Raw genomic sequence first — 22370 nt, 5'->3', positions numbered from 1 at the left:
ATGGTGGATCCGACGCCCTTCGACGATATCGACGTCGACGGATCTATCGACGACGTTGCGGCAGCCGAGTGGCAATCCGAATCGACGGCGTTCGAGCGGATCGAGACCGTACTGCGACGAACGCGCGAGTTCGAGACCGCGGGGACGCTCGCCGATCGGGCACTCGTTTCCGAACCGACGGCGAGAAAACACCTCGAGTCGCTCGTCGAGTCGGGTCGGGCGAGCGCGACCACGCTCGGCGGGGCGACGCAATACCGTCGAAATCCCGACCAGCGACGGCTGGAACGCGTCCGGCAACTCGCCGACGAGCACACCCGGCCCGAGCTCGAATCGGCGATCAGGGAGATGAAGACCCGAATTCGGTCGTACGAAGACGAGTACGGGGCGACGAGTCCCGAAGAACTCGTCAGCACCCTCGACCCGGACGACGAGGAGGGCTGGGAGACTGTCTCGCAGTGGAAATCGACCCGGCGGAACCTCGCGTTCGCGCGGACGGCCCTCGCGTACACCGAGACGCGTCGGCTAGACGCGATCGGCGACGATGACGACGCGACCGTCGCGACCGAAGAGTATGCCTGACGAGCGCGGCCCCATCGACTGGGAGGCGCTTCGAGAAACGGAGGGAGTATTCCGATCCCGGCTCGGCGATCTGGTGATCGACGTCTCGTACGTACCGAACGCGATCGATCCGATCGAGCTTCGACTGACCGTCGGAACCGGGTTCGAAGCCGATTCCGCCAGGTTCGACGTCCAGTGGTGGGAATACCACGGCTACAAGTATCACTACCGAGAGGAGTGCTTCGATCGAACGGCGAACGAAAATGAGGATGTCGGGGCAGATCGTGGCGACCCCGTCGAACCGCCTCGATCGATCGAGTTCCGATTCGGCTGGGAGCGTCGACCGGAGTCGACGTATTCGGCGAAGCACTTCCATCCACCCGACGATCTCGAGTCACACCACGAGTCCTGTATTTCACACGAAGAGCCGACGCTCGTGACACTCGCCGTTCTCGCCTGCTGGTGGCGGGCTCTGGAAGCGGACGATCCCGAGATCCTGAACAGCCAGTTCGATCCACCGTGAACTCATCCAATTCAACAGATGGGTCGGGAGACGACGGAGCAGGCGTTACTGCTCCGGCCCGACGACCTCGACTTTGATCCCCTCGGGACCCTCGCAGTAGAGCGCGTAGTACCCGCCCGCGTACGGGTGTCGGTCCTCGTAAAGCACGGTCGCGTCGGCGCGCTCGCGGACCTCCTCGGTGATTACGTCGACCTGCTCGCGCGTCGCCGCGTGAAATGCGACGTGGTTGAGCCCCGGACCACGGCGGTCGAACGGATGCTCGGCGGCGGGTTCCTCGTCAGCCTCGACGAGGACCACGTAGGTCGGCCCGTTGATCCACGACCGGCCACCCGACCAGTCGTTCTTCGCCTCGTAGCCGAGTTCGCCGAGCAGCCAGCCCCAGAAGTCGATCGACGCGTCGATATCCGAGGCGTAGAGTTCGAGGTGGTGGAGCTGTCCGGCGTGGTCGGGATCACCGTGAGTCGGGTCGTCAGTGGCCGTATCGGTCGCGTCGCCGGTCATTCTTGCTCGTTTCTACTCGGCGCCCAGATATGGGCGTTCGGTCTCGATCGAGCGAAGGCCGGACGTCCGCGTGCGAAAACGCCGGTGGCGGTCCACAGCGGCGGAGTTGAAACGTCCAAGCTACAATAGTTTAGGCTACAATAGTCCAAGCTACAATAGTTTAGGCTATAATAGCCCAAACTATTTTAGTCGAGGTATCCTACTCCCTCTATGACCGCGTTCGTGAATAGGGTCGACGAACTCGATCGACTGGAATCACTTTACCGGAGTGATTCTGCGGAGCTCGGTGTCGTCTGGGGGCGAAGGCGGGTCGGAAAAACCCGGTTGCTCACGGAATCGCTTCGAGACGTCGACGAGTCGGTATACTATCAGGCGACCGAGACGACGGCGACTGATCAACGCACGGGGTTTCGAACGGCGGTTTCGCGTGAGTTTACAGAAGCTGAACACGTAGAGCCGAAGTGGGAATCGCTGCTGCAGTTTCTTCTCGATCGAGACGCAATCGTCGTTCTCGACGAGTTTCCCTACCTCGCCGACGCAGAGCCCAGCCTCCCATCGGTCATCCAGCGGCTGTGGGACCACGAGGTCGACGACTCGAGTACCACGCTGGTCCTGGCAGGGTCGTCGATCGGTATGATGTACGATCTGACGATGGACGGGACCGCACCGCTGTACGGACGAATCTCACAGCGACCGAGCGGCAAGTTCCCGATCGAACCGCTCTCGTTCGGTGACGTGGTCGAATTCGTCCCGAACTACGATTCCGAGACGCAGGTCGTGACCTACAGCGTCTACGGCGGTGTCCCACACTACCTCCAGGCGATCGACGACGACGTGGCTATCGGCGAGAACGTTCGACGAACGATCCTCGAACCACAGGGAACCCTCCACGAGGAACCGGAATTACTCCTTCGGATGGAAGTAGACGAAGTGAATCGGTACTTCGCCATCCTGAAGGCGATCGCTGCCGGAAATCGTGAGCGAAACGAAATTGCGACCGCCGTCGGAATCGACGCCAACAGTTCGAGTTATTACCTCGACCGACTCGAAGACCTCGCACTCATCGAACCGTCGACACCGGTGACAGCCGATCCAGTCCGGAGTCGAAACCGGCGGTATCGCATCAGAGATCAGCTCTTTCGATTCTGGTTTCGATTCGTGTACGGACAAGCCGGTCGATTCGAACTCCACGGCTCGAACGCCTATTCGGAACTGGTCGAACCGGAGCTCCCAGCTCTCGTGGGGGACGTTTTCGAGACGCTGTGCATCGAGGCCGTCCCGCAGCTGTACGACGATCTACCATTCTCGTCGCTCCCAGGACGCTGGTGGTACAAGCACCACGAGATAGACGTCGTCGGCCTCACGACCGGTGATTCGCTCCTCGCTGGCGAGGTGAAATTTACGACACAGCCCCTCGGGTACGACGTCCTTTCACGCCTCCGGGAGGAGGCCAGGATGATCGACTGGACGCCGGCCGGGGGCGGCGATATCCGGTACGAGTTCGCGCTGTTCAGCCGGAACGGCTTCACCCAGTCGGTCAGGGAAGCCGCGAGCGAAGACGACCACCTTCGCCTGTTCGATCTCGAAGACGTGGTTGCGGCTCTGAAAGCGTGAATGGTCGCTCCCAGAACTAGAAGTGAACGGCCCGTCCGCAAACTCGACCAGGATCCTTCGTCTCGATTGCCGCTTTCCGGAGACGGGAGTGTCGGGGCCGCGTCCGTCCACCTATGACCACGGAGATTCCACAGCCGGGCTTTGGCACGTCGGGCCACGAGGACGAAACGTGCACTGAGAACGTCGTCCGCGCACTCGAGGCGGGCTACCGCCACATCGACACGGCGCAGATGTACGACAACGAGGAAGCCGTCGGCGACGCGATCGAACGGACGGACGTGGAACGGGACGACGTCTTCCTCGCGACGAAGGTCACACCGGAGAACCTCGCGGGTGAAGACGTGATCCGAACGACCGAGGAGAGCCTGGATCGGCTCGGCGTCGACGCCGTCGACCTCCTGTACGTCCACTGGCCGATAGACGCCTACGAGTCCGAGGACACCCTCCCAGCGATGGACGAGGTTCGCGACCGCGGCTGGACGCGCCACGTCGGGCTCAGCAACTTCGACGTCGACCACCTGGACGAGGCCCGCGAGATCCTCGACTCGCCCGTCGTCGCCCACCAGGTCGAGTGTCACCCGTGGCTCCAGCAGGACGAACTCGTCGCGTACGGCCGGGAGCACGACATCACGACCGTCGCGTACTGTCCCATCATGCGAGGTCGGGCGGACGAGGACGAGACGCTCGTCGAGATCGCCGACGCCCACGACGCCACACCCCACCAGATCGCCCTGGCCTGGCACCACCAGCGCGACGGCGTCGTCGCCATCCCGAAAGGCAGCGGCGACCACGTCGCGGCGAACCTCGAAGCGGCTCAGATCGACCTACCGGACGAAGACGTAGAACGGATCGACGGCATCGATCACGAGGAGCGGCTGGTCGACCCGGACGCCGGCGTCTGGAACCGATAGGGTCGCTCGAACGGCCGATGGATCGGGTCAGCGGTGCCGCTCGTGACCCCTCACTCCAGAAATCGCGCCCCGACGTCGCCCTCGGGGATCTCACAGCGGTCCTTCTTGCCGAAGACCCGATAGCGGTTGTTCGCGACGAGATCGTAGACGGCGTCCCGGAGGATCCGGGGAACGTATCGAAACGGTGAGAGCAGGCGATACAGGCCGCCGAGTCGACTGGCGATCCGGAGCACGGCCCCGGACTTGACGTAGGCCGCGTCGCCCTCGACCAGGACGATCGACTCCAGTTCGTCGGTCGGGAGGTCGTGGTCGGCCAGGAGTTCCCGGCCGATCTCGGACTGCAGCGAGGCGAAGTAAAACTCCTCGTCGTCGTCCCGCGGCGCGATGAACTGGACGAAGCCGTTACAGAGGTTGCAGACGCCGTCGAAGAGGACGATCGGTGCGCCGTCCGGAGCCTCCGGTTCCATCGTTCGTCCTAGGGTCGCTCGCCAGTAAGGCGTTCCGGTCGCGGCGGACCGTCCGTGCCCGCCCGGCGCCGACGAGCAGGGTGAGTGAACGAGAGAGAGGTGGGGCACACGAGAAAGGTGCGAACGAGCGCGAGCGGCGCAACGCCCGACACGAAGGGTTTTTCGTGCGTCGGACCGCGGGAGGAGATAATGAGCGAGGACGAGCGACCGAGCGACATCGGCGATGGATCCGCCGAGAACGGCAGCGACGCGGCCGGCGACCCCGAGCCGGCCACGGACGGCGGCGTCGAGACCGACGACGTCGACGAGGTCGTCCTCGACCCGTGGGGTGCGGCGAGTGTCTCCGACTACCGCAAACTCTTCGAGGAGTTCGGCATCGGGGAGTTCGACGACGTCCTCGCGGACGTGCCGAATCCGCACTACCTGATGCGTCGAGGCGTCATCTTCGGCCAGCGCGACTACCGCCCCGTGATGGACGCCCTCCGCGAGGGCGAAGAGGCGGCCGTCCTCTCGGGGTTCATGCCGACCGGCGATCCCCACATCGGCCACAAGCTCGTCTTCGACGAGATCATCTGGCACCAGGAGCAGGGTGCCGACGCCTACGGCCTGATCGCCGACCTCGAGGCCCACGCCGCCCGCGGCCTCTCCTGGGACGAGATCGACGAGCACGCGCGTGACTACCTCCTCTCGCTGCTCGCGCTGGGTTTCGACCCCGAGGAGGGCGACCTCTACCGCCAGTCGACCAACCGCGACGTCCAGGACCTCGCGTTCGAACTCGGCGTCGAGGCCAACTTCTCCGAACTCGGCGCCATCTACGGCTTCGACGGCGAGACGGACGTCTCGCACATGCAGAGCGTGGTCACGCAGATGGCCGACATCCTCTACCCCCAGCTCGACGAACCCAAGCCGACCGTCATCCCCGTCGGCCCCGACCAGGACCCGCACGTCCGGCTTGCCCGCGACCTCGCCTCCCGGATGCGCTACTTCGGCGTCACGAAGGCGTACGCGAGCTTCGAAACGGACGAGGAGGAATTAGCACTGCTTCGGCACGCGTACGAAAACCGGGATGCGTACGCGGACGATCCGGATCAGCCGCGGTGCTCCGAGGCGGCCCAGTGGCTCGTCGCCGAACAACTGACCGCATCGGCGATGGGAGCGGCGGCGTTCCACGACCGCGACGATCTGGACTCGCTCGTCGACAGCGTCGAGACCACACTCGAAAACGCCGGCATGGAACCGCTTCGGCCGCGCACCCGGATCGTCAACCGGCGCGGAGACGACGCGGCGTTCGAGGCCCTCATCGAGGCCATCGATGGCGAGAAACGCGTCTTCGAGGGACACGTCGACGCGTTCGACCTGGACCGGGAGACCGCCGAGGAGCTCGCCCGACAGGTCGAGGTCGACCAGGGCGGCTACGGCTTTCTGGCCCCGTCGTCGATCTACCACCGCTTCATGACCGGCCTCACCGGCGGGAAGATGTCCTCGTCGATCCCCGCGAGCCACATCTCGCTGCTCGACGACCCCGAGGACGGCTACGACAAGGTGAAAGCCGCGACGACGGGCGGGCGCGAGACGGCCGAACTCCAGCGCGAACTCGGCGGCGAGGCCGACGAGTGCCCCGTCTACGAACTCTACGCCTACCTGCTCGCCGGTGACGACGACGAGTTCGCGACGCGCGTCTACGAGGAGTGCGTCGGCGGCGAACGGCTCTGTGGCGACTGCAAGGAGCAGGCCGCCCAGCTGATGCGAGAGTTCCTGGCCGACCACCAGGAAAAGCGCGACGAAGTCGAGGAGTTGCTCGACGCCGCCGACATCGAACTCGAATCGCCCCGCCGCGGCTAAGGGGTGCGGACGGGACGGCGTCGAGCGGCCGTTCGTACACCCGGCGACCGCCGACCGTTCTGAGACGATCGCTTCGCCCGAGGGCTAGCAGCGTCGAACGGCGAGAGCCGTCGCGAGGAGGACGCCGACCAACGCCGCGACCGCGCCGAATCCGGGTACGCCGTCGGCCCCGTCACCGCCGGTCGTCTCGCCGGCAGTGCCGGACTCACCGCCGCCAGCGGCGTCCGTTCCGTCACCCGTTTCGCCGTCTTCCGACCCTTCGACCGTTATTTCAGCCGACGTTCCTGGACCATCGGCGGTCGCGGACAGCTCGACCGTTCCCGGTTCCAGGTCGGCCACCGGGACGGTGACGTCGACCGTCGTCGACGCACCGGCGTCCGCCGAGACGGGGATTTCGTCGATCGGCTCGCCGTCGAGCGCGACCGTCACGTCGGTCTCGCCCGCCTCGCCGCCGTCGTTGGTGACGGTGACGGTCGCGGTGAACGACTCGTCCGCGGAGACGCGGTCGGGCGCGTCCAGCGCCGCGACGGAGAGCGACGCCGGGTCAGGAGTCGGAGCGGGCGCCGGCGGGAGGCCCGGTGCCGGGTCGTCTGCCGCCTCGACGTCGATACGGGTCGAGTCGACGGCGGTGTCGCTCCGCGCCAGGATCGTCATCTCGGGCACCGCGTCACCGCTCGGGGTCACGGTCAGCGTCTCGCGCGCGACCGTGCCAGGGTCGAGCGCGACCTGCCGCGTCGTCGCCGACGAACCGTCGAGTTCGATCGCGACGGTCTGGGTGTCTGCCCCCGTGCCTCGGTTCTCGATTCCGACCAGGACGTCGACGTCGTCACCCTCGGAGACGTTCTCCGGTGCACCGAGGATGGTCACGGCGAAGCGTGGTCGATCGGTCGCCAGGACCGGACCGACGACGTCTGTGGTGGCGGTCGTCGTCGCGTCCGCATCGGGAACGACGGTGTCGACGTCGATCACGAGTTCGGTCCCGTCGGAAACGTCGCCGAGATCGACCCCGACCGTCTCGAAGACGGTCCGCGTCGCGTTCGCACCGATCTCGTCGGTGGCGGACCCCAGGACGGGACCGCCCGCTTCGCGAACGGTCACCGTCGCGTTGGCCGGCGCGAGTCCGGCGTTCGAGAGGCCGACCTCCGCGGTGACGCCGTCACCGGCGGTGACGTACGACACGTCCCCGATCCCGAGATCCGGCTGAACGAACCAGGTCAGTCGTTCGCGGTGGTCGACTGCGTCGACCCCGAGCGTTCCGTCCGGGTCGATCGTGACCCGGTCGGCGACGGTCGCGTTGCGCGCCGACGCGTCGACGGTCACCGTCGCGAGAGCCGTCCCGTTCGCCCCGACGTCGACCGTGGTGTCGGCGAGCGACGACACGCCGTCGGAGAAGCCGATCGGCACCCCGGAGGCGGCAGCGCCGTCGTTTCGGATCGTGGCGCTGACCGAGACGTTCGTCGGATCCGACCCGCCGGCTGCCGGCGCGGTCGTCACGTTCTCGATCGAGAGGGCTGGCGTCGCGGCGATCGCCGTCGTGGACGGGGCCGCTCCGACGACCTCGTCGCCCGTCGCGAGTGCCGTCGATCCGGCCGAGGCCGATCCGCCCGAGTCGACGGAGACGGTGAACGTTCCGTCGGCGGGGACGGTCGCGTCCAGCGTCCGCGTCGCGTTCTCGCCGGCGGCGATCGGACCGAGGTCGTGCGTCTCCACGACCGATCCGTTCGCTTCGATCGTCACAGTCGCGCCGTCGCCGGCGACGTCACCGACGTTCGCTACCTCGTACGCGACGGTCGTCGAGTCGCCCACGGCGCCCGATTCCGCCGACGCGTCGAGCGCGTACGTCGGTCGGAAGGCGTGTTCGGCGACGAAGACGTCGTCGACGGTGTCCGTGACGTTCTCGGTCGGGAGCTCACGGGCGGCGAACGTCGAGGTGAACGACTCGCCGTCGGCGCCCAGGGTGACGTCCGCGTACCAGGGCGTCAGGTTCTCTCCTGGCAGGTCCGCGTAGACGTGGTCGCGGATCCAGCCGTCGCCGCGGTCGAGCCGGTAGGCGAGGTCGTGCCCCGCGGCACCGCTCGTCCTCGTCCGGTAGGCGAGCAGGGCGTCGGTCCCGTTCGTTTCGAGGGAGAGTTCGGAGACGCTCGCGACGTCCTCGTGGAGCGTCAGTTCCGAGACGGCGGTCGATCCGCCGCTTCCGTCGAGGGTCGCCTCGAGGAGGGTCGGTCGGGCAGCGGTCCCCTCGACCCAGACCGTCCGGTCACCTGCGGTCGTGAGATCCGTCACGTTCCCAGCGTCGAAGCGCTCGCGCTCTGCGAGGCCAGCTGCGTCGAGTTTGCCAGTGACGACCTCGTCGATCCGATCGCCCGCCACGCTGGCGTACGCGATCGACGCCGCGTCGCCGTCGGGGCCGAGAGCCGCGTGCGTCGCGTCGTCGACCCAGGTCGGATCGACGACGGTCGATCCGGCGTCGACGACCGCGTAGCCGACCGACGCGTTCGTCCCGTCGAGTGACTCGTCAGCGCCCCAGGCGATCGCCCAGCCGCCGTCGACGGGCGCGACCCGGGGGCCGAACTGGCGGTCCGACGTGTTCGTCAGGACCGTCGGGTCACTCCAGTCGGTGCCGTCGTGGATCGCGTAGGCGATCTCGTACCGCGGGAGGACGTCTCCTGGACCGGAGACTGACTCGACGTCGATCGTCTCGTTCGTCGTCGCCCAGACGGCGATCGTCTCCTGACCGTTCGAGGCGAGCACTGGCGACTCGTCCGGCGTCGCGTCGTCGGTTATCGTCTCGACCGCGGACCAGTCGCCCGACGACGGATCGTAGGTGCGCGTGAGGAGGTCGCGGCCCTCGCCGGCGGTCTTGTTCGCGTCGCGGTCGCTCCAGACGACGCGGTACTCCTCGCCGATCCGCGTGATCGCCGGCTGGGTGGCTTCTGTGGTCGTGTTCGTCAGTCGGTCGACGTGCTCGGGGGTCGTGACGGTCGAGGCGGCGGCCGTCCCGTCGAAGGCGACGTGCTCACCGCCCGTCTCGTCGACCGTCGGGATCGCGACCGACGGGTTGTGCCCGTGCGCGTCGCGCGGCTGGAACGTCACCGCGGACGCGTCAGCCGAGAGCGTCTGCGACGGGAGTCGGGGCCCGTCACCGATCTCCTGAGTGAACGGACCGGCCGTGTAGATCCACTCCCAGGAGCCACAGTAGACGCCGCCACCACCTTCGATCGAGGCCTCGCCGCCGAGGTTGGGGTCGCCCGTCCCGACGTCGAAGACGGCGACGATCTCACCGGTCGCTGTGACGAGGACGCCACACTCGCTGACTGCGACCGTCGCGTTGGCGGTCACCCCGACGGCGGGCTGGAAGGTCCCGTTCTCGAAGGCGTACTCCTCGTCGAAGTGACCCTCGAACGCGAGTTCGGGGTTGATCGTCGTGACGACGCCGACCTCGCCGACCGCCGGCGCGTCCACGGCGTACTGCGGACCCGGGATGCCGGTGACGGCCAGGTGGCCCGACGCCGTCGCGCTCTGGTAGGTCATCTCGGAGTCGACGACGCCCGTGACGGCGACGTCGGCGTCGAACCCGAGTTCGAAGAGGGCGGCCTCGATCGCCCCGGATCCGAAGACGTCTGCGCCGACGTTCCTGGCGTCGTACCGGACGCCGAAGCGGGAGTCGGTGTCGAACGTGACGCTGTTCTCGCCGAGCGGCAGGTCGTCGACGTCGAACCCGTCGACGAGGTCGAAGCCGGCGTCGTCGACGGCGACGATCTGTCCGTTGTGATGGTCGACGGTGACGTCGCCGTCTTCTAAGAGCGGACGCATCCAGTCGGGAATCTCGGTCACCGGGACGGCGACCGTCGCCGTCTCGGTCCGCCCGACGGCGTCGGTGACGGTGACATGGAGCACGGCATCCTCCTCGAGCTCGCCGAGGTCGAAGGTTCCGTGCGGATACGCGCCTTCTCGCGTGACCGTCTCCCCGGCGAGCGAGATCGTCGTCGTTTCGATCGGGCGGTCCCCGTCGGCGTCGACCTCGAACGTTTCGTTCCACCCGTAGCCGACGAGGGGCGTCGCGCCGTCTTCGCGCGTGATCGACTCGATCGTCAGCGACGAGGGCGAGACGTCGACGGTGAACGTCTCGGTGGCGTCGCCGGTCGCCTCGTCGGTGACGGTGACGTCGTACTCGCCCGGGTCGTCGAACGTGTGCGTGACCTTGACGCCGGTCGACGTCGTCCCGTCGTCGAAGTCCCAGACCGGGTCCTGGGCGTTCCAGACCTGGAGCATCATCGGTTGACCGACTTCGGGTTCGCTCGGATAGCGGTCGACGGTGAGGTCCGGCGCCACGAGGGTGACGTTCGTCGTCGCGAGCGAGCGATCGCCGTTCAGGTCGCCGATCTCGAGTTCGTGGGTTCCCGTCTCCGACTGGAGGGTTCCCCAGGGGATCGTGACGCGCTCGGTCTCGCCCGGTTGGATGTCCGTGACGATCGCCTGCGAATACGCTTCGCTGCCGTCGCCGTCGAACAGTGCGAGGTAGATCCCGTCCGGTTCGATCCCGACGTTCGTCACGTCGACCGGGACGTCCACGGTGTCGCCAGCGGTGGCCTCGGTCTCCGTCTCGGCGGCTTCGACGACGAACCCCTCGGGTTCGGTCACCTCGACAGAGACCGTCGCGGTCTCGTCTTCGCTCTCGACAGCGAGGTCGTGGGTGCCGACGTCGTCGGTGTCGGTCTCCCAACTGAGCGCCACGGTCGTCGATTCGCCAGGTGCGAGCTGGACGGACTCGCCGTCGAGGGTGGTTCCGCCGGCGTCGCGCAGGCGGACGTCCTGGCTTCCGGTCTCGTCCCCGACGTTCTCGACCGTCGCGTTCACGGGAACCGTCTCGGTGGCCATCACGGACGTCGGCGCGTCGTCGATCGAGACGGCGAACGTCGCCGGCTGCGGCGGCGTCTCGGTCAGTCCGATCCCGAGTTCGGTGTCGGGAAGGGACACCTCGACTCCCGAGTCGGTCGACGGCTCGTACCCGTCGGCGTCCGCCGTCACGTCGTACGTGCCGGGTTCGACACCGACGGAGAACATACCGCTCTCGTTCGTGGTCGTCGACGCCGCCTCCACGCCGGTCTCGGGGTCTGCGACCGAGACCGTCGCGCCCGCGATCGGATCGGTGGTGTTCGCGTCGAACACCCCGCCGAAGAGGTCGGCGATGCGCTCCTCGACGCTCACCGTGACCGTCTGGGTCTCTGCACCGAGCGCCACGGTCAGGTCGTGGTCCCCCACGTCGCTTTCGGTCGTCGTCCAGGAGAGCAATACCGTCTCCTGACTCGACGACGCGACGTCGACGCTCGTGCTGTCGAGGACCGTCCCGTCGGATGCGTTGAGGGACACCGCAGCCGTCCCGGCGACGGGGTCCGGGTTCTCGATCGTCGCCTCGACGACGACGGAATCGCCCGCGTAGACCGACCCGTTCGCGTCGACGGTCGCGATCGAAAGTGCGGGGTCGGGAACGAGCGAGACATTCCGGGTGATCGTTTCGTTCGAGCCGACGGTGAACTCCCCGGAGACGTGCGTTTCGTAGCCCGCGGACTCCGCAGAGAGGACGTACGTGCCGGCCGGGACGGCGACGGCGTAGGCACCATCGGTGCCGGTCTCGGCCGTCGCAACCTCCGGCTGACTCGCCGTCGAGAGAGCGATCGACGCGGATTCGATCGGCGCGCCGGTGTCGGCATCTGTAACGACGCCGGTAACCGTTCCCGCTGGTTTCGTCGCGACCAGCGTCGGGTAGTCGTTCGACCGGGTGGTCCAGGTCGACTCGAAGTCGAGCGCCGGCATGTTCGAGGCGGCGACCGTTCCCTGCATCTCCGCGGTCGTGAGGCCGGTGACGTTCTCGACGGTGCCCGACTCGTCGCCGACCGCACCGGTCATGTTCGTCGAGGCCGTGTCCCAGTAGGCGTTCGTGAGGGTACCGTCCGCCGAGGTGATCGCCCCGACGAGTCCACCGAGCCCCCCATTTCCGGAGACGGCGCCGGTCGCGTAGGACCGATCGATCGCCCCGGAATCACCGATCCGCCCGACGAGCCCCCCGATGTCGTCGTCCCCGGAGACGTCGCCGGTCGCGTAGGACCGATTGACGGTCCCGTCGCTCTGTACGGCCCCGACGAGACCGCCGGCAGCCAGGTCGTACGCCGACGTCATCGTCACGGTGCCGGTCGCGTACGAATCTACCACGCTCCCGCGGTTTACGCCCAGTAATCCACCGAGGGTGTTCTCCCCCTCGACGTCACCGGACGCTCGAGATTCGGAGATGGTCCCGTCGTCGTAGGCCACCCCGACGAGGCCGCCGACCGGGCTATCGCCGGTTACCGTGCCGCTCGCGGACGAACCGACGATCTCACCGTCGAGCGTGCCGACGAGGCCACCGACGTCCCCAGCGCCGGAGACCTCGCCGCTGGCCGACGAATCGAGGAGTTCCCCGTCGAACGAGCCCACGAGACCGCCCGCCGACGTTCCCGAATCGGGGTCCGCCGTCACCGAGACCGACGAGCGCGCGTCCTCGAGCGTCGAGGCGGTACCGGTCGAGCCGGCGATCCCGCCGACGTTCGTCACGCCTGAGACGGTCCCCGAAGCAGTGACGCCGGAGATCGTCGAGCCGTACTGGTCTCCTCCGACGAGTGCGCCGACGCCGCCGCCGAAGTCGCCGGTCGCGTTGACGTCTGCGTTCGCGAGCTCGACGTCCACGATCGTCGCCTCGCTGACGACCCCGAAGAGGCCCGCGGACGCCGCGTCACCCCTGTCGACGTACAGCCCCGATATGGTGTGACCCTGTCCGTCGAAGGTCCCGGTGAACGGCGTGGACGAATCACCGACCGGGGCAAAGCCTGCTCCGTTGTTCCAGGTGTCAGTCCCGCTCGCGTCGATGTCGCTCCCGAGGACGTAGTCGCCCGTCGGGTCGTCGGCCATCGTCTGTAACCCCGCGAGTGTGGTTATCTCGGTGGGTTCCTCGACGGGCGGGTAGGTTTCGAGCCACGGGTCGAACCGGACACCAGCGGTGACACGGTCACCGTCACCGTCGGCCGTCACGTTCGTTTCCGGGTCGGAGACGCCGTCCGACCAGCTCGACGGCCCGGTCTCGTTGCCCCACCAGTTCTCCCGCGCGTCCGGATAGTGCTGGGGGCTGGAGACGCCGTACTCGACGCCGTAGTCGCTCTGGGACTCGAAGGAGTTCTCCAGGATCGTCAACTGGTCGGCTTCGTCGTAGATCGTCACGCCGTTGCCGTTCGAGGTGAACTCGTTGCGCTCGACCGTCACGGAAACGCCGACCAGATCGCCGCTGGTTCCCGCTCCCGCCAACTCGACTCCGTCGTCGTTCCCGCTGAAGGCGTTCTCGGCGATCCGAGCGTCGGCGCTGACTTCGGCTCGGATCCCCCCGGGCGTCCCGTAGCTTCCGGTGTGACCGGTGAACGTGTTGTTCTCGATCTCGACGCCGTAGTCGTATTCGAGGTGGACGCCGTACTCCGCGTTATCGGTGAACGCGTTGTCCCGTATCGAACTGCCACTCGCAAAGTCGCCGTACACTCCGACCTCGTTTTCCTCGAAGTCGTTGGCCACGACGGTTACGCCGTCGACATCGTCGAGGAACACGCCGGCCCCGTCGGCAGTATCGACGCCGTTTCGGCGGATCGTATTCTCACGAATCGTCGTCCCGTCGCTGTAAGTAACCTGAACGCCAGTCTCGCCGCTGTCGGTGATCGTATTGTCGGCGACGAGCGAGACCGCGGACGCGGTGAGACTGACGTCGTTGGTCGAGAGCGCGTTCGACGTGACCGACGCCCCAGTGGAGTCGGAGACGTCGATGCCTGTGTGACTCCCGGAGACGTCGTTCCCGTCGACGGAGACGTTCTCCGACCCGGTTATCTCGATCCCAGCGTCGGTTTCGTCCGACGGCGCCGCGTTGGTGACGACGTTGTCGGTGACGGTGGCCGCCTCGGAATCGGACAGGTCGATCCCGGTCCCCGCCGTATCGGAGACGTCGGTGTTCGCGATGGCGATCTGGTCGGCCCGCTGGACGTCGATCCCGTCGGCGGCCGTCTCGACGGTCGTGTGCTCGATCACCGCCCCAGTCGCGTCCTGGAGTTCGATCGCCGTCGTGGTGGCCCCGCTGATTCGAGTGTCCGTCACCGTGAATCCGGCCGCCTCCCTGGCGGAGATGCCGAGGCCGTCGTTGAACGAGTCGGGGCCGTCGACGTCGGTCACGGTGACGTTGTCGAGTACCGCCCCCGGGGCGTTCGTGACGACGACGCCCCGTCGCGTCGCGTCGACGGTGACGTTTCGGACCGTCGCGTTTTCGGGTCTAGTCAGACGAATGCCGTCGGTGGCGTCACCGGTGATGGTGCCCGCTTCGACCGTCACGCCCTCCCCCGCCGGAACCAGGAGCCCGAACGGAACGCTCCCGGACGCCAGCGTCCCGACCTCCACGACCGATCCGTTGGGGACGGCGGCGACGACCTGCCCGGCCCCCTGGGGAACGGTCAGGTCGCCGGTTCCGTCGAGGTAGGCGATCGGCGATCCGTCGGCGAGCGCGTTGCCCGACGCGTCGAGCGCGTAGTGAGAGACGGACGCGCCCGTGATGTCGAGACCCGTCCCGAGCGTGTTCTCGTGAAGACTCGCGTTGGTGGCTCCCTCGAGACGGAGTGAGACGGTGTGTTCTGTGACCGAGTTGTTCTCGAGGGCGACGCCGTCGCTCGAGAGGACGTGAATGCCCGTTTCAGAGTTGTTCGTGACCACGTTGTCGGCGACGGTGGCGTTCGTCACGGCGATGCCGCCGTCGTCGCCGATGACGAGGCCGGCCCCGCCGCCGTAGGATTCCTCGCCGTTGTTCCGGAACGTGTTGGCCCGGACCGTCGCGTTGCTCACCCCGCTCCGGAGGTACAGCCCTTCCTCACCGTTGTTCGCGACGAGGTTGTCCTCGTAGCGTGCACCGTCGGAGATGTAGTCCGAGATCCCCCGTTCGTCGTTGTGGGCGATCGTGTTCCCCACGAAGCGCGGATTCACATCGGGTTCTGCACCATACCCAGTGTCGAGTTCGACCCCGACGGTGTTGTACGTGATCGCGTTGTCCCTGATCGTGATCCCGATCGGTTCCTGGGCGTCCTCGACGTGGACGCCCGCCGTCGTGTTGTGAATCGAGTTGTTCGCGAAGACGGTGTTTGCGGCCGGTGCATTCACGTTGAGCCCGCCGGCGGAGCCGCCCGAGAGATTGTTCTGGGCGATTATCGAACCGCTGGAACCGCTACTTCCTCCGATGCGAACGGCGTATCCGTTTCCGCCTGGCTGGTGCTCGATACTGTCGACGAACTCGTTGTGTCGCACCGTCGCGTCGTCGCTCGTCAGCCTGATCCCGTCCCCGGAGCGGCGAACCAAGTTGCGCTCGACGAACGCGCCGGTCGAGTCGCCAACGACATTTATGCCGTAGTTGGTGACGTTCTCGATCGCGTTGTCGACGATGGTTGCCGACACCGACTGGCGCATGAGTTCGATGCCCGACGTCGTCCCGTCGATGGAGTTGTTTCGAACGACCGCGTTGGCAGAGCCGCCTTCGGTTACGCCCGCGCTCCCCTCTCCAAGGGATATTGCCGCACCGGTCCCGTCGGCGACGATGGTGTTGTTCGTGATCACCGGGTCGTCCGAGTTGTCGTACGTCTCGATTCCCGTCCCGCCGTCGAGGGTATTTCCGTCGATGCGGGTCCCGTTGGCACCGTCGAGCAGTACCCCAGGGGAGGAAAACCTGATCAGGTTATCCTCGAGATCCGCGTCGTCGCCCTCCACCCCGATCCCCGCCCAGCTCGCGTTCGAAATGGAATTATCTCGCACGGCCGCCTCGGTAGAGAACTCGCCAAGTCTCACCCCGTAGGCCTGCTCGTCGATCGTATTGCCGACGACGGTGGCGCCGGGCGAGTAGTCGAGTTGAATGCCCCGCTCGGCATCGTCGTGCTCGCCGGTGATCGTGTTGTTTCGCACGGAGATCGACGCGTTGTGCACCGAGATGCCGTAGTACCAGCCACCCGTCGCCGACACGTTCGAGATGGACGCCGAGATTTCGGATTCCGGGTCCTCGCTGGCACTGGGAGAGAGGTTCTCGACGTGGATCCCACTGTGGCGTTCGCCGTTTTCGGTGACACCGGTGGCGTTGATCGAATACCCCTGTCCATCGATGGAGACGCTGCTCGCGTTTACGACGACACAGCCGTTTCGCTGGTACTCCTCCGGGTCGAGCGCGAGCTGATCCTGTGTCGTCGGCGAGAGATTCGCCTCCAGCACGTAGGAACCTGAATCGGTGATCTCGGTACACGAGACGATCGGCGTCGGGCCGGTGGTAGCCGTCTCCGAATCGCCCGTCACGTCGTACCCACCCGGTACCACGCGTTCTACGTCACCGACCGCGTGCGCTCCACCGACTGCAGCGGCCGTTCCAGCGAGGACACCTCCGACGAGCAGTACGGTCAGACACACGTACAGAACCGTCCACGCACGCCGCCGGACCACGGGGCGAGCGGTATCGATGTCTGTTTCCCCTGTCCACGATTGGAACGTACCACGAACGATCCCGGGAGACGGGACCGAAACCGGGCCGGATCTCACTCCACCTGACATTTGAACGCGATTGTGGTGGACCGGGTATAACTGTTATCTGAATTATATGTAAGTCGCCGAGTTACCGCCAGGTAAGGGGGAAGCGAGCGTGCCCAACCGCCCTGCCCGAACCGGTTTACCTCCCGTAGCCGTCCGAACGAGCGACGAAGATTCCGTCAGGCGTGGCTACGATATCCCGATGGGGGAGTGGTCCGACTTCGACACCGCGCGAACGTGTGTCAGTGTGGCCGAGAAAGTGTGAGAGTCGACGTCCCCCGCCGAACCGCTACCGGCACTCGGACTGCGGACCGATGGACCGCTACCGTCCGGACAAATAGTGAGACGGAACGGCGCCACGGTCGAGCCGGCACATCACTCCTCGCGCTCGTCCGCCAGGTCGTCCAGCGTTTCGCGGCACCGGCGATAGACGTCGGTCGCGTCGAGCCGATCGCGCGGGTACACGGATTCGAACGACGTGATCCTGGCCCTGAGGGCGGAGACGGTGCGCTGGCGGTCCGACGCGTCCCGGTTCGATAGCTGCGACTCGACGGCTCCGAGTAACGCGTCCCGGACGACAGGCTTCCGGAGGATGTCGTCACAGGGAACGTCGAGCAACTCGACCGGCGGCCGATCCCCGACCAGGAGGACGGATCGACACGACTCGGGGAGCCCCGAGACGGCAGCGTCGACCTCGATGCCGGGCAGGGCCGCGTCGAGGATCACGACGTCGACGCCCTCGTCGACGCGCTCTGCGAACGCGCCCGCGCCGTGACACCGGACGACCGCGTACCGGTCGTCCAGCCAGCCCCCGTACAGGTCAGTCAGTCGGTGGTCGGCGTCGGCGAGGAGCACCCGCGGGTCCGTGCCCTCTAGATGACGCTCCGCCCAGTCGGACGCTGCGTCGAACACCTGACCCATGTCCCGTCCCGCCTCCGTGAGGTCGTACTCGACCCGGAGCGGTGACTCGCTGACCTCCCGACGCTCGACGAGGCCGGCCTCCCGGAGTGAGTCGAGGGCGTCGGTGAGAACCTTTCCCGAGACGTCCGGAATGCGGTCGCCGAGTTCGCTGAATCCACACGGACCATCGGCGGCGAGAACGACGAGCACGATCGGGTGCCACTTCTTCGAGAGGAGCGACAGTGCTTCGAGTCCCGGCCGCCGATCACGCGGGACGGTCGCGTCCAGTCGGGTCACACAGTCACGTTCGACCGACGTACAATATCGGTTATGCTTTTATTCGGAGGGGTTTGCCGCTGCCGCCCGATCGCGCCGATACCTCGAAGACGGCAGGTCGGAATCCCAGAACTCGTCACGCGAGGACGAAGTCGTAGACGAGCAAGCCCGCCACGACGGCGCTCGTGGCGAGGCCACCGAGCACGATCAGCGGTCCGGAGAGCGACAGCGAGCGCGAGAGGTCGGCTTTCGTCCCGTCGGTCACTGCGAAGAGACCGGCCTCCGCGTCGCGGCCGACGACCAGGTCTGCTTCCCCGTCCGACCCGGGGCCATCGACGCGCCCGAGAACGCACACGTCCTCGCCCACCGGTAACACGGTCTCCCGGTGGACGCGCGTGATGACGTCCGGCGGAACGTCGTCGTTCGAGAGCCCGACGAGGCCGTCCCCGTCCTCGTCGTCGCTGCGCGTCGTGTTGTCGTCGCCGATGGAGTACGTCGGCTCCTCGTCGATCGCCACCAGCGCTGTCCCGGTCCCGTCATCGACGTAGAACGGGACCGAATCGCTGCTCTGAGAGACCGTCTCCCACTCGGTGTCGCCGCCGGCGATGTCCTCCTCGGAGTCGGTGATCTCGTCGTCCGGTTTCTCGACGTGGTCCCGAATGCGATAGGAGTAGTGAACGTTTTCCCCGTCGGTCAGTGGGTTGGAAAGCGCCTCCTCGGCCGGCCTGACGGTACCCGTGATCGCCACACGTCCGTGGGTCGCCTCGCCGATCGCGACGTCCTCGGTGGCCTCGATCAACTGACCCCGCTGGTACCGGCCGTAGCCGAGGGAGGCCCCGAAGAGACCGACGAGGAAGACGCCGACGAGGACGGCGACGATGGCCGGTTCCCCGCCGGTGATCGACCCCAGCGGGACGAGGCTCACGGCGACAGCCGATCCAGACGCCGCCACCGCGACGGTCGTCACGACCATCCTATCCCGGGCGGAACACCCCAGCCGGCGGTTCGGTCTCGGCGCCCGGTTCGCGACCGAATGGCGACGGACCGAATCCGACCCTCGATCGACGCTGCGCATTCGGAACTGTCGGTCGGTTGCACGAACCCGTGTCGTAATAGCGGTCGTATAAACGTTCACTAACCCAGAGGGTAGAAGCGGGTTACCGATCGGTAAGCGTCGGCAATGAAGGAACGGATGAACTCAGGGGCACACGGAGCCACACAGCGGCCCACCGAGCCACACCTGCCCGGCCGACAGTCATCGAGAGCACACTGGCGACCTCACGGACAGGTGGAGTATCTCATCGGTCGAAACGTATAGAGGCGTCCCGCACAACTCGACGATATGGGATCGGCGACAGGAGTCACGGTGGTGCTCGTCGAAGACGATATCGACGACGCCCGGTTCGTCGAGCGGTTGCTCGTCGACCGGCACACCACCGGCCGAGGTGAATCCCTCGTCGACGTCGACACCGTCGAACGAGCGGACTCGCTCGCCACCGGTATCGAGACGATCGCCGCGGTCGAGCCGGACGTCGTCCTCCTGGACCTCGGATTACCCGACAGCGACGGCGTCGAGACCGTCGACCGGTTGATCGACCGTGCCCCGGGGGTGCCAGTGGTCGTCCTCACTGGCCAGACCGACCTGGGCGTCGACGCGATACGGTGCGGCGCCCAGGATTACCTCCGCAAGGGACACATCACGGCACCGCTCCTCCGTCGGTCGCTTCGGTACGCCATCGAACGCGGGCGCGTCCAGCGGGAACTTCGCGATCGAAGCCTCAGGCTCGCGGTGGCCAACGAACTGCTCCGGACGGACGTAAGAAACGACGTCAGCCTCGTCGTCGGCCTGGCCGACCAGCTCGAGTCGCGGGTCGATCCGACCCATGACGAGACGGTAGACACGCTCCTCGACGCCAGCAGACACGTCCTCCGGCTCACGGACACAGTAGCGGACCTGATGGACGTCATCTCTGGTGACCCCGCGAGCCAGCTCGAACCGACTGACCTGAGAGCGGTTCTCGAACCCGAAATCGACCGGTTCCGGGACAGAGAAGGTGTCGAGCTCGACGTGGAGTGGCTCGTCGCGTCCGAGACAGCCCCGACGGTCGCCGGAACACCGATGCTCGGTGCCATGTTCGAACACGTCCTGTCGAACGCGGCGACCACCTCCGAGCGGGACCCGATTCACATCGACGTTACGATCGCGGAGTCGGACGACTCCGTCTCCGTCGAGATCGCCGACGACGGCGTCGGCATCCCCGACGCACAGAAAACGGCGATCGTCGATCCGACCGCCGACGCGACGGGACCGTCGGCCCCCGGAACGGGACTGTACTTCGTCACGACCGTCCTCGACACCGTCGGCGGATCGATAGAGATAGCCGACAACTCGCCACGTGGGACCGTCGTGACCATCACGCTCGAACGGGCCGACCGAACGGTCGAGTGACTCGAACGCACCGGCGAACGGACTCTCACTCGTCTGTTCCGTCGGCCTCCTCGACGCCTGTTATCTCGAACCGTGCACCGCGGTCGGTACCGTCGGTGACGCGAACGGCCCCGTGTGCACCCGCGATCTGACGAACGCTGCCGAGGCCGAGTCCGGAGCCGTCGGCGCTCGTCGGATCGTCGACTCGCGAGTGCAGCGTCGACGGTCACACAGGGAACGGGCTATGCGGACGAGAAGCTCGATTCGGGAAGGATGGCTGCGACGGTCTCGAGGTCGAGCGCGCCGATGAGCGAGGCGGCGTCGCCGTCTACGAGGGCGAGTCCCGTCTGCGTCGAGGTGTCGGTGACCGAGAGGTCGGTCTCGGCTTCGAGACTCGTCTGGAGGTCGTCGAGATAGCCGGTTACGACCTCCTCCTGGGCGGCCACCACCGCGTTCTGTGCCTCTTCTTCGGTCATGTTCCCCGATTCGACCTCGGGCTGGACGGTCTGTTGGGCCTGTTGGCGTGCGGCCAGTAGTTCCTGCTGGTCGATCGGTGGGGAGACGGCGACGGTCGTCTCGCCGTCGGCGGTCACCGAGTCGTCGGCTCCCTGAAACTGGCAGCCGGCGAGCGTCAGGGCGGTTCCCGAGGCGCCGACCTGGACGAGTCGGCGACGGGAGAGTGTATCGTCCATACGGCGGATTGTGACCGGCCACCCAAACGGGTTTGGATTCGTGATCGACCCGTGCGTCCTCGATTCGGGTAGGCCCTGCCACCGTGCGTGGACTTTTGACGACCGTCCCCGTGACTGAGCGTATGGACGATCGTGGTCCCGGCGAGCGAGGTACCGACGACCCGGATGATCGGTCCGTCGAGGGACCGCCGGGGACCGGATCCCCGGTGCCGACGGATCGGGAGTCGCCCGTCGGTGCCCCAGTCATCCGCGGTGACGAGGCGGTCACGGGCCAGCACGCCCGGGAGGCCGTCCAGTTCGATCCCGACGACCCGGCGAGCGTCGACGAGGCTGCAGAGACCGTCCGGGCGTTCGCCGCGACCGACGACGGCGATCACCTCTGGATGCTCCGCGGCGCGGCCGCCTGCGCGGCGCTGGTCCGCGGTGTCGGTTCCTACACCGAGGCCGCCGAGCGCGCCAGTGGTGACGTGACGGTCTCGTTCGTCCGCAAGTGGGCACGCGTCCACGACCTGCCCCGGGCGGTCCGCACCCAGGTGGCCCGCGGTGAGATCGCCCCCTCCGCGGCCAAACACATCGCCCGCGTCCGAGGCGAGGACCGCTTCCTCCTGGCCTGGGCTACCATCGATGCCGACCTGTCCGTCCGCGACGTTCGACGGATCGCGAGCGAGGTGGTCGACGGTACCGCCGTCGAATCCGCACTCGAAGCCCACGACGTCGCCACGGGACGGATCGAACTCGACCTCCCACCCAGTGTCTATCGCGAGTTGCGCCGTCGGGCCGCACTCGACGGCGTCGAACCGGCCGACGTCGTCGCCGACGCCCTCCAGGCGGACTCCTCGGTGGATCGTCGACCAAACGTCAGAGAAATAGAGTGATTGGCGGCTGTTTGGAGGGGTATCGAAGGGAACCACACTCGTGTTCGTCCTGCCGGTGACGCTCGCCACTAGGTCTCTTGATCAATTCCGAGTCGTTCGAAACATCTCGTTCGACGAGCTGGGTGATCGTCGACGCGCTCGCCGCATCGAATTGCCAGATCCCAACTAACGAGGC

The 22370-nt window shown here is 66.7% G+C and carries 13 protein-coding genes; 7 read left to right on the top strand and 6 right to left on the bottom strand.

The genetic code is table 11. The features are described 5' to 3' along the window. Positions 1-579 carry a DUF7342 family protein gene (locus NO366_RS06005; RefSeq protein ID WP_256533415.1) on the top strand — a complete coding sequence of 193 codons (579 nt, stop codon included), beginning with the start codon at positions 1-3 and terminating at the stop codon, positions 577-579. Beyond that, positions 572-1081: a hypothetical protein gene (locus NO366_RS06000; RefSeq protein WP_256533414.1), complete on the top strand. Its 510-nt coding sequence runs from the start codon at positions 572-574 to the stop codon at positions 1079-1081. Before NO366_RS06005 ends, NO366_RS06000 begins: the two co-directional genes overlap by 8 nt. 45 nt (positions 1082-1126) lie before the next feature. On the opposite strand, the gene NO366_RS05995 is transcribed toward NO366_RS06000, so the two are convergent. Further along, entirely contained in the window at positions 1127-1582 is a 456-nt protein-coding gene (locus NO366_RS05995) for a VOC family protein (RefSeq protein ID WP_256533413.1), read from the bottom strand. 210 nt (positions 1583-1792) lie between these two features. On the opposite strand from NO366_RS05995, the gene NO366_RS05990 reads away from it, so the two are divergent. Together NO366_RS05990 and NO366_RS05985 are read left to right on the top strand one after the other, a co-directional pair. Beyond that, positions 1793-3196, top strand: coding sequence for an ATP-binding protein (locus NO366_RS05990; RefSeq protein ID WP_256533412.1), 1404 nt, complete (start codon positions 1793-1795; stop codon positions 3194-3196). A 113-nt stretch (positions 3197-3309) separates the two neighbouring features. Further along, entirely contained in the window at positions 3310-4107 is a 798-nt protein-coding gene (locus NO366_RS05985) for an aldo/keto reductase (protein WP_256533411.1), read from the top strand. Positions 4108-4157: 50 nt separating this feature from the next. On the opposite strand, the gene NO366_RS05980 is transcribed toward NO366_RS05985, so the two are convergent. Next, positions 4158-4574: a thiol-disulfide oxidoreductase DCC family protein gene (locus tag NO366_RS05980; RefSeq protein WP_256533410.1), complete on the bottom strand. Its 417-nt coding sequence runs from the start codon at positions 4572-4574 to the stop codon at positions 4158-4160. A gap of 189 nt (positions 4575-4763) precedes the next feature. Between NO366_RS05980 and NO366_RS05975 the strand changes: the two genes are divergently transcribed. Beyond that, entirely contained in the window at positions 4764-6416 is a 1653-nt protein-coding gene (locus tag NO366_RS05975) for a tryptophan--tRNA ligase (protein WP_256533409.1), read from the top strand. An 84-nt stretch (positions 6417-6500) separates the two neighbouring features. Here NO366_RS05975 and NO366_RS05970 read toward each other — a convergent pair whose 3' ends face one another. The 3 genes from NO366_RS05970 to NO366_RS05960 form a co-directional block, all read right to left on the bottom strand. Next, complete coding sequence (locus NO366_RS05970; protein ID WP_256533408.1) at positions 6501-16907, bottom strand: right-handed parallel beta-helix repeat-containing protein; 10407 nt, start codon at positions 16905-16907, stop codon at positions 6501-6503. A 492-nt stretch (positions 16908-17399) separates the two neighbouring features. After that, entirely contained in the window at positions 17400-18221 is an 822-nt protein-coding gene (locus tag NO366_RS05965) for a winged helix-turn-helix transcriptional regulator (RefSeq protein WP_256533407.1), read from the bottom strand. 115 nt (positions 18222-18336) lie between these two features. Further along, on the bottom strand, positions 18337-19173 hold the full coding sequence (locus NO366_RS05960) for an E3 ubiquitin ligase family protein (protein ID WP_256533406.1): 837 nt from the start codon (positions 19171-19173) through the stop codon (positions 18337-18339). A gap of 369 nt (positions 19174-19542) precedes the next feature. Here NO366_RS05960 and NO366_RS05955 point away from each other — a divergent pair, with 369 nt between their 5' ends. Beyond that, positions 19543-20649 carry a hybrid sensor histidine kinase/response regulator gene (locus NO366_RS05955; protein ID WP_256533405.1) on the top strand — a complete coding sequence of 369 codons (1107 nt, stop codon included), beginning with the start codon at positions 19543-19545 and terminating at the stop codon, positions 20647-20649. 221 nt (positions 20650-20870) lie between these two features. On the opposite strand, the gene NO366_RS05950 is transcribed toward NO366_RS05955, so the two are convergent. After that, positions 20871-21320, bottom strand: a complete 450-nt coding sequence (locus NO366_RS05950; RefSeq protein WP_256533404.1) for a hypothetical protein — start codon at positions 21318-21320, stop codon at positions 20871-20873. A gap of 122 nt (positions 21321-21442) precedes the next feature. On the opposite strand from NO366_RS05950, the gene NO366_RS05945 reads away from it, so the two are divergent. After that, the gene (locus NO366_RS05945) at positions 21443-22195 is read left to right on the top strand and encodes a DUF7119 family protein (protein ID WP_256533403.1); all 753 of its coding nucleotides are present in this window, start codon (positions 21443-21445) and stop codon (positions 22193-22195) included. The last annotated feature ends 175 nt before the right edge of the window (positions 22196-22370 follow it).

This window comes from Halovivax cerinus (assembly GCF_024498195.1).
Lineage (GTDB): Archaea > Halobacteriota > Halobacteria > Halobacteriales > Natrialbaceae > Halovivax > Halovivax cerinus.
Note: the sequence above shows the minus strand (reverse complement) of the source record. Positions and strands in the feature narration are given on the sequence as shown.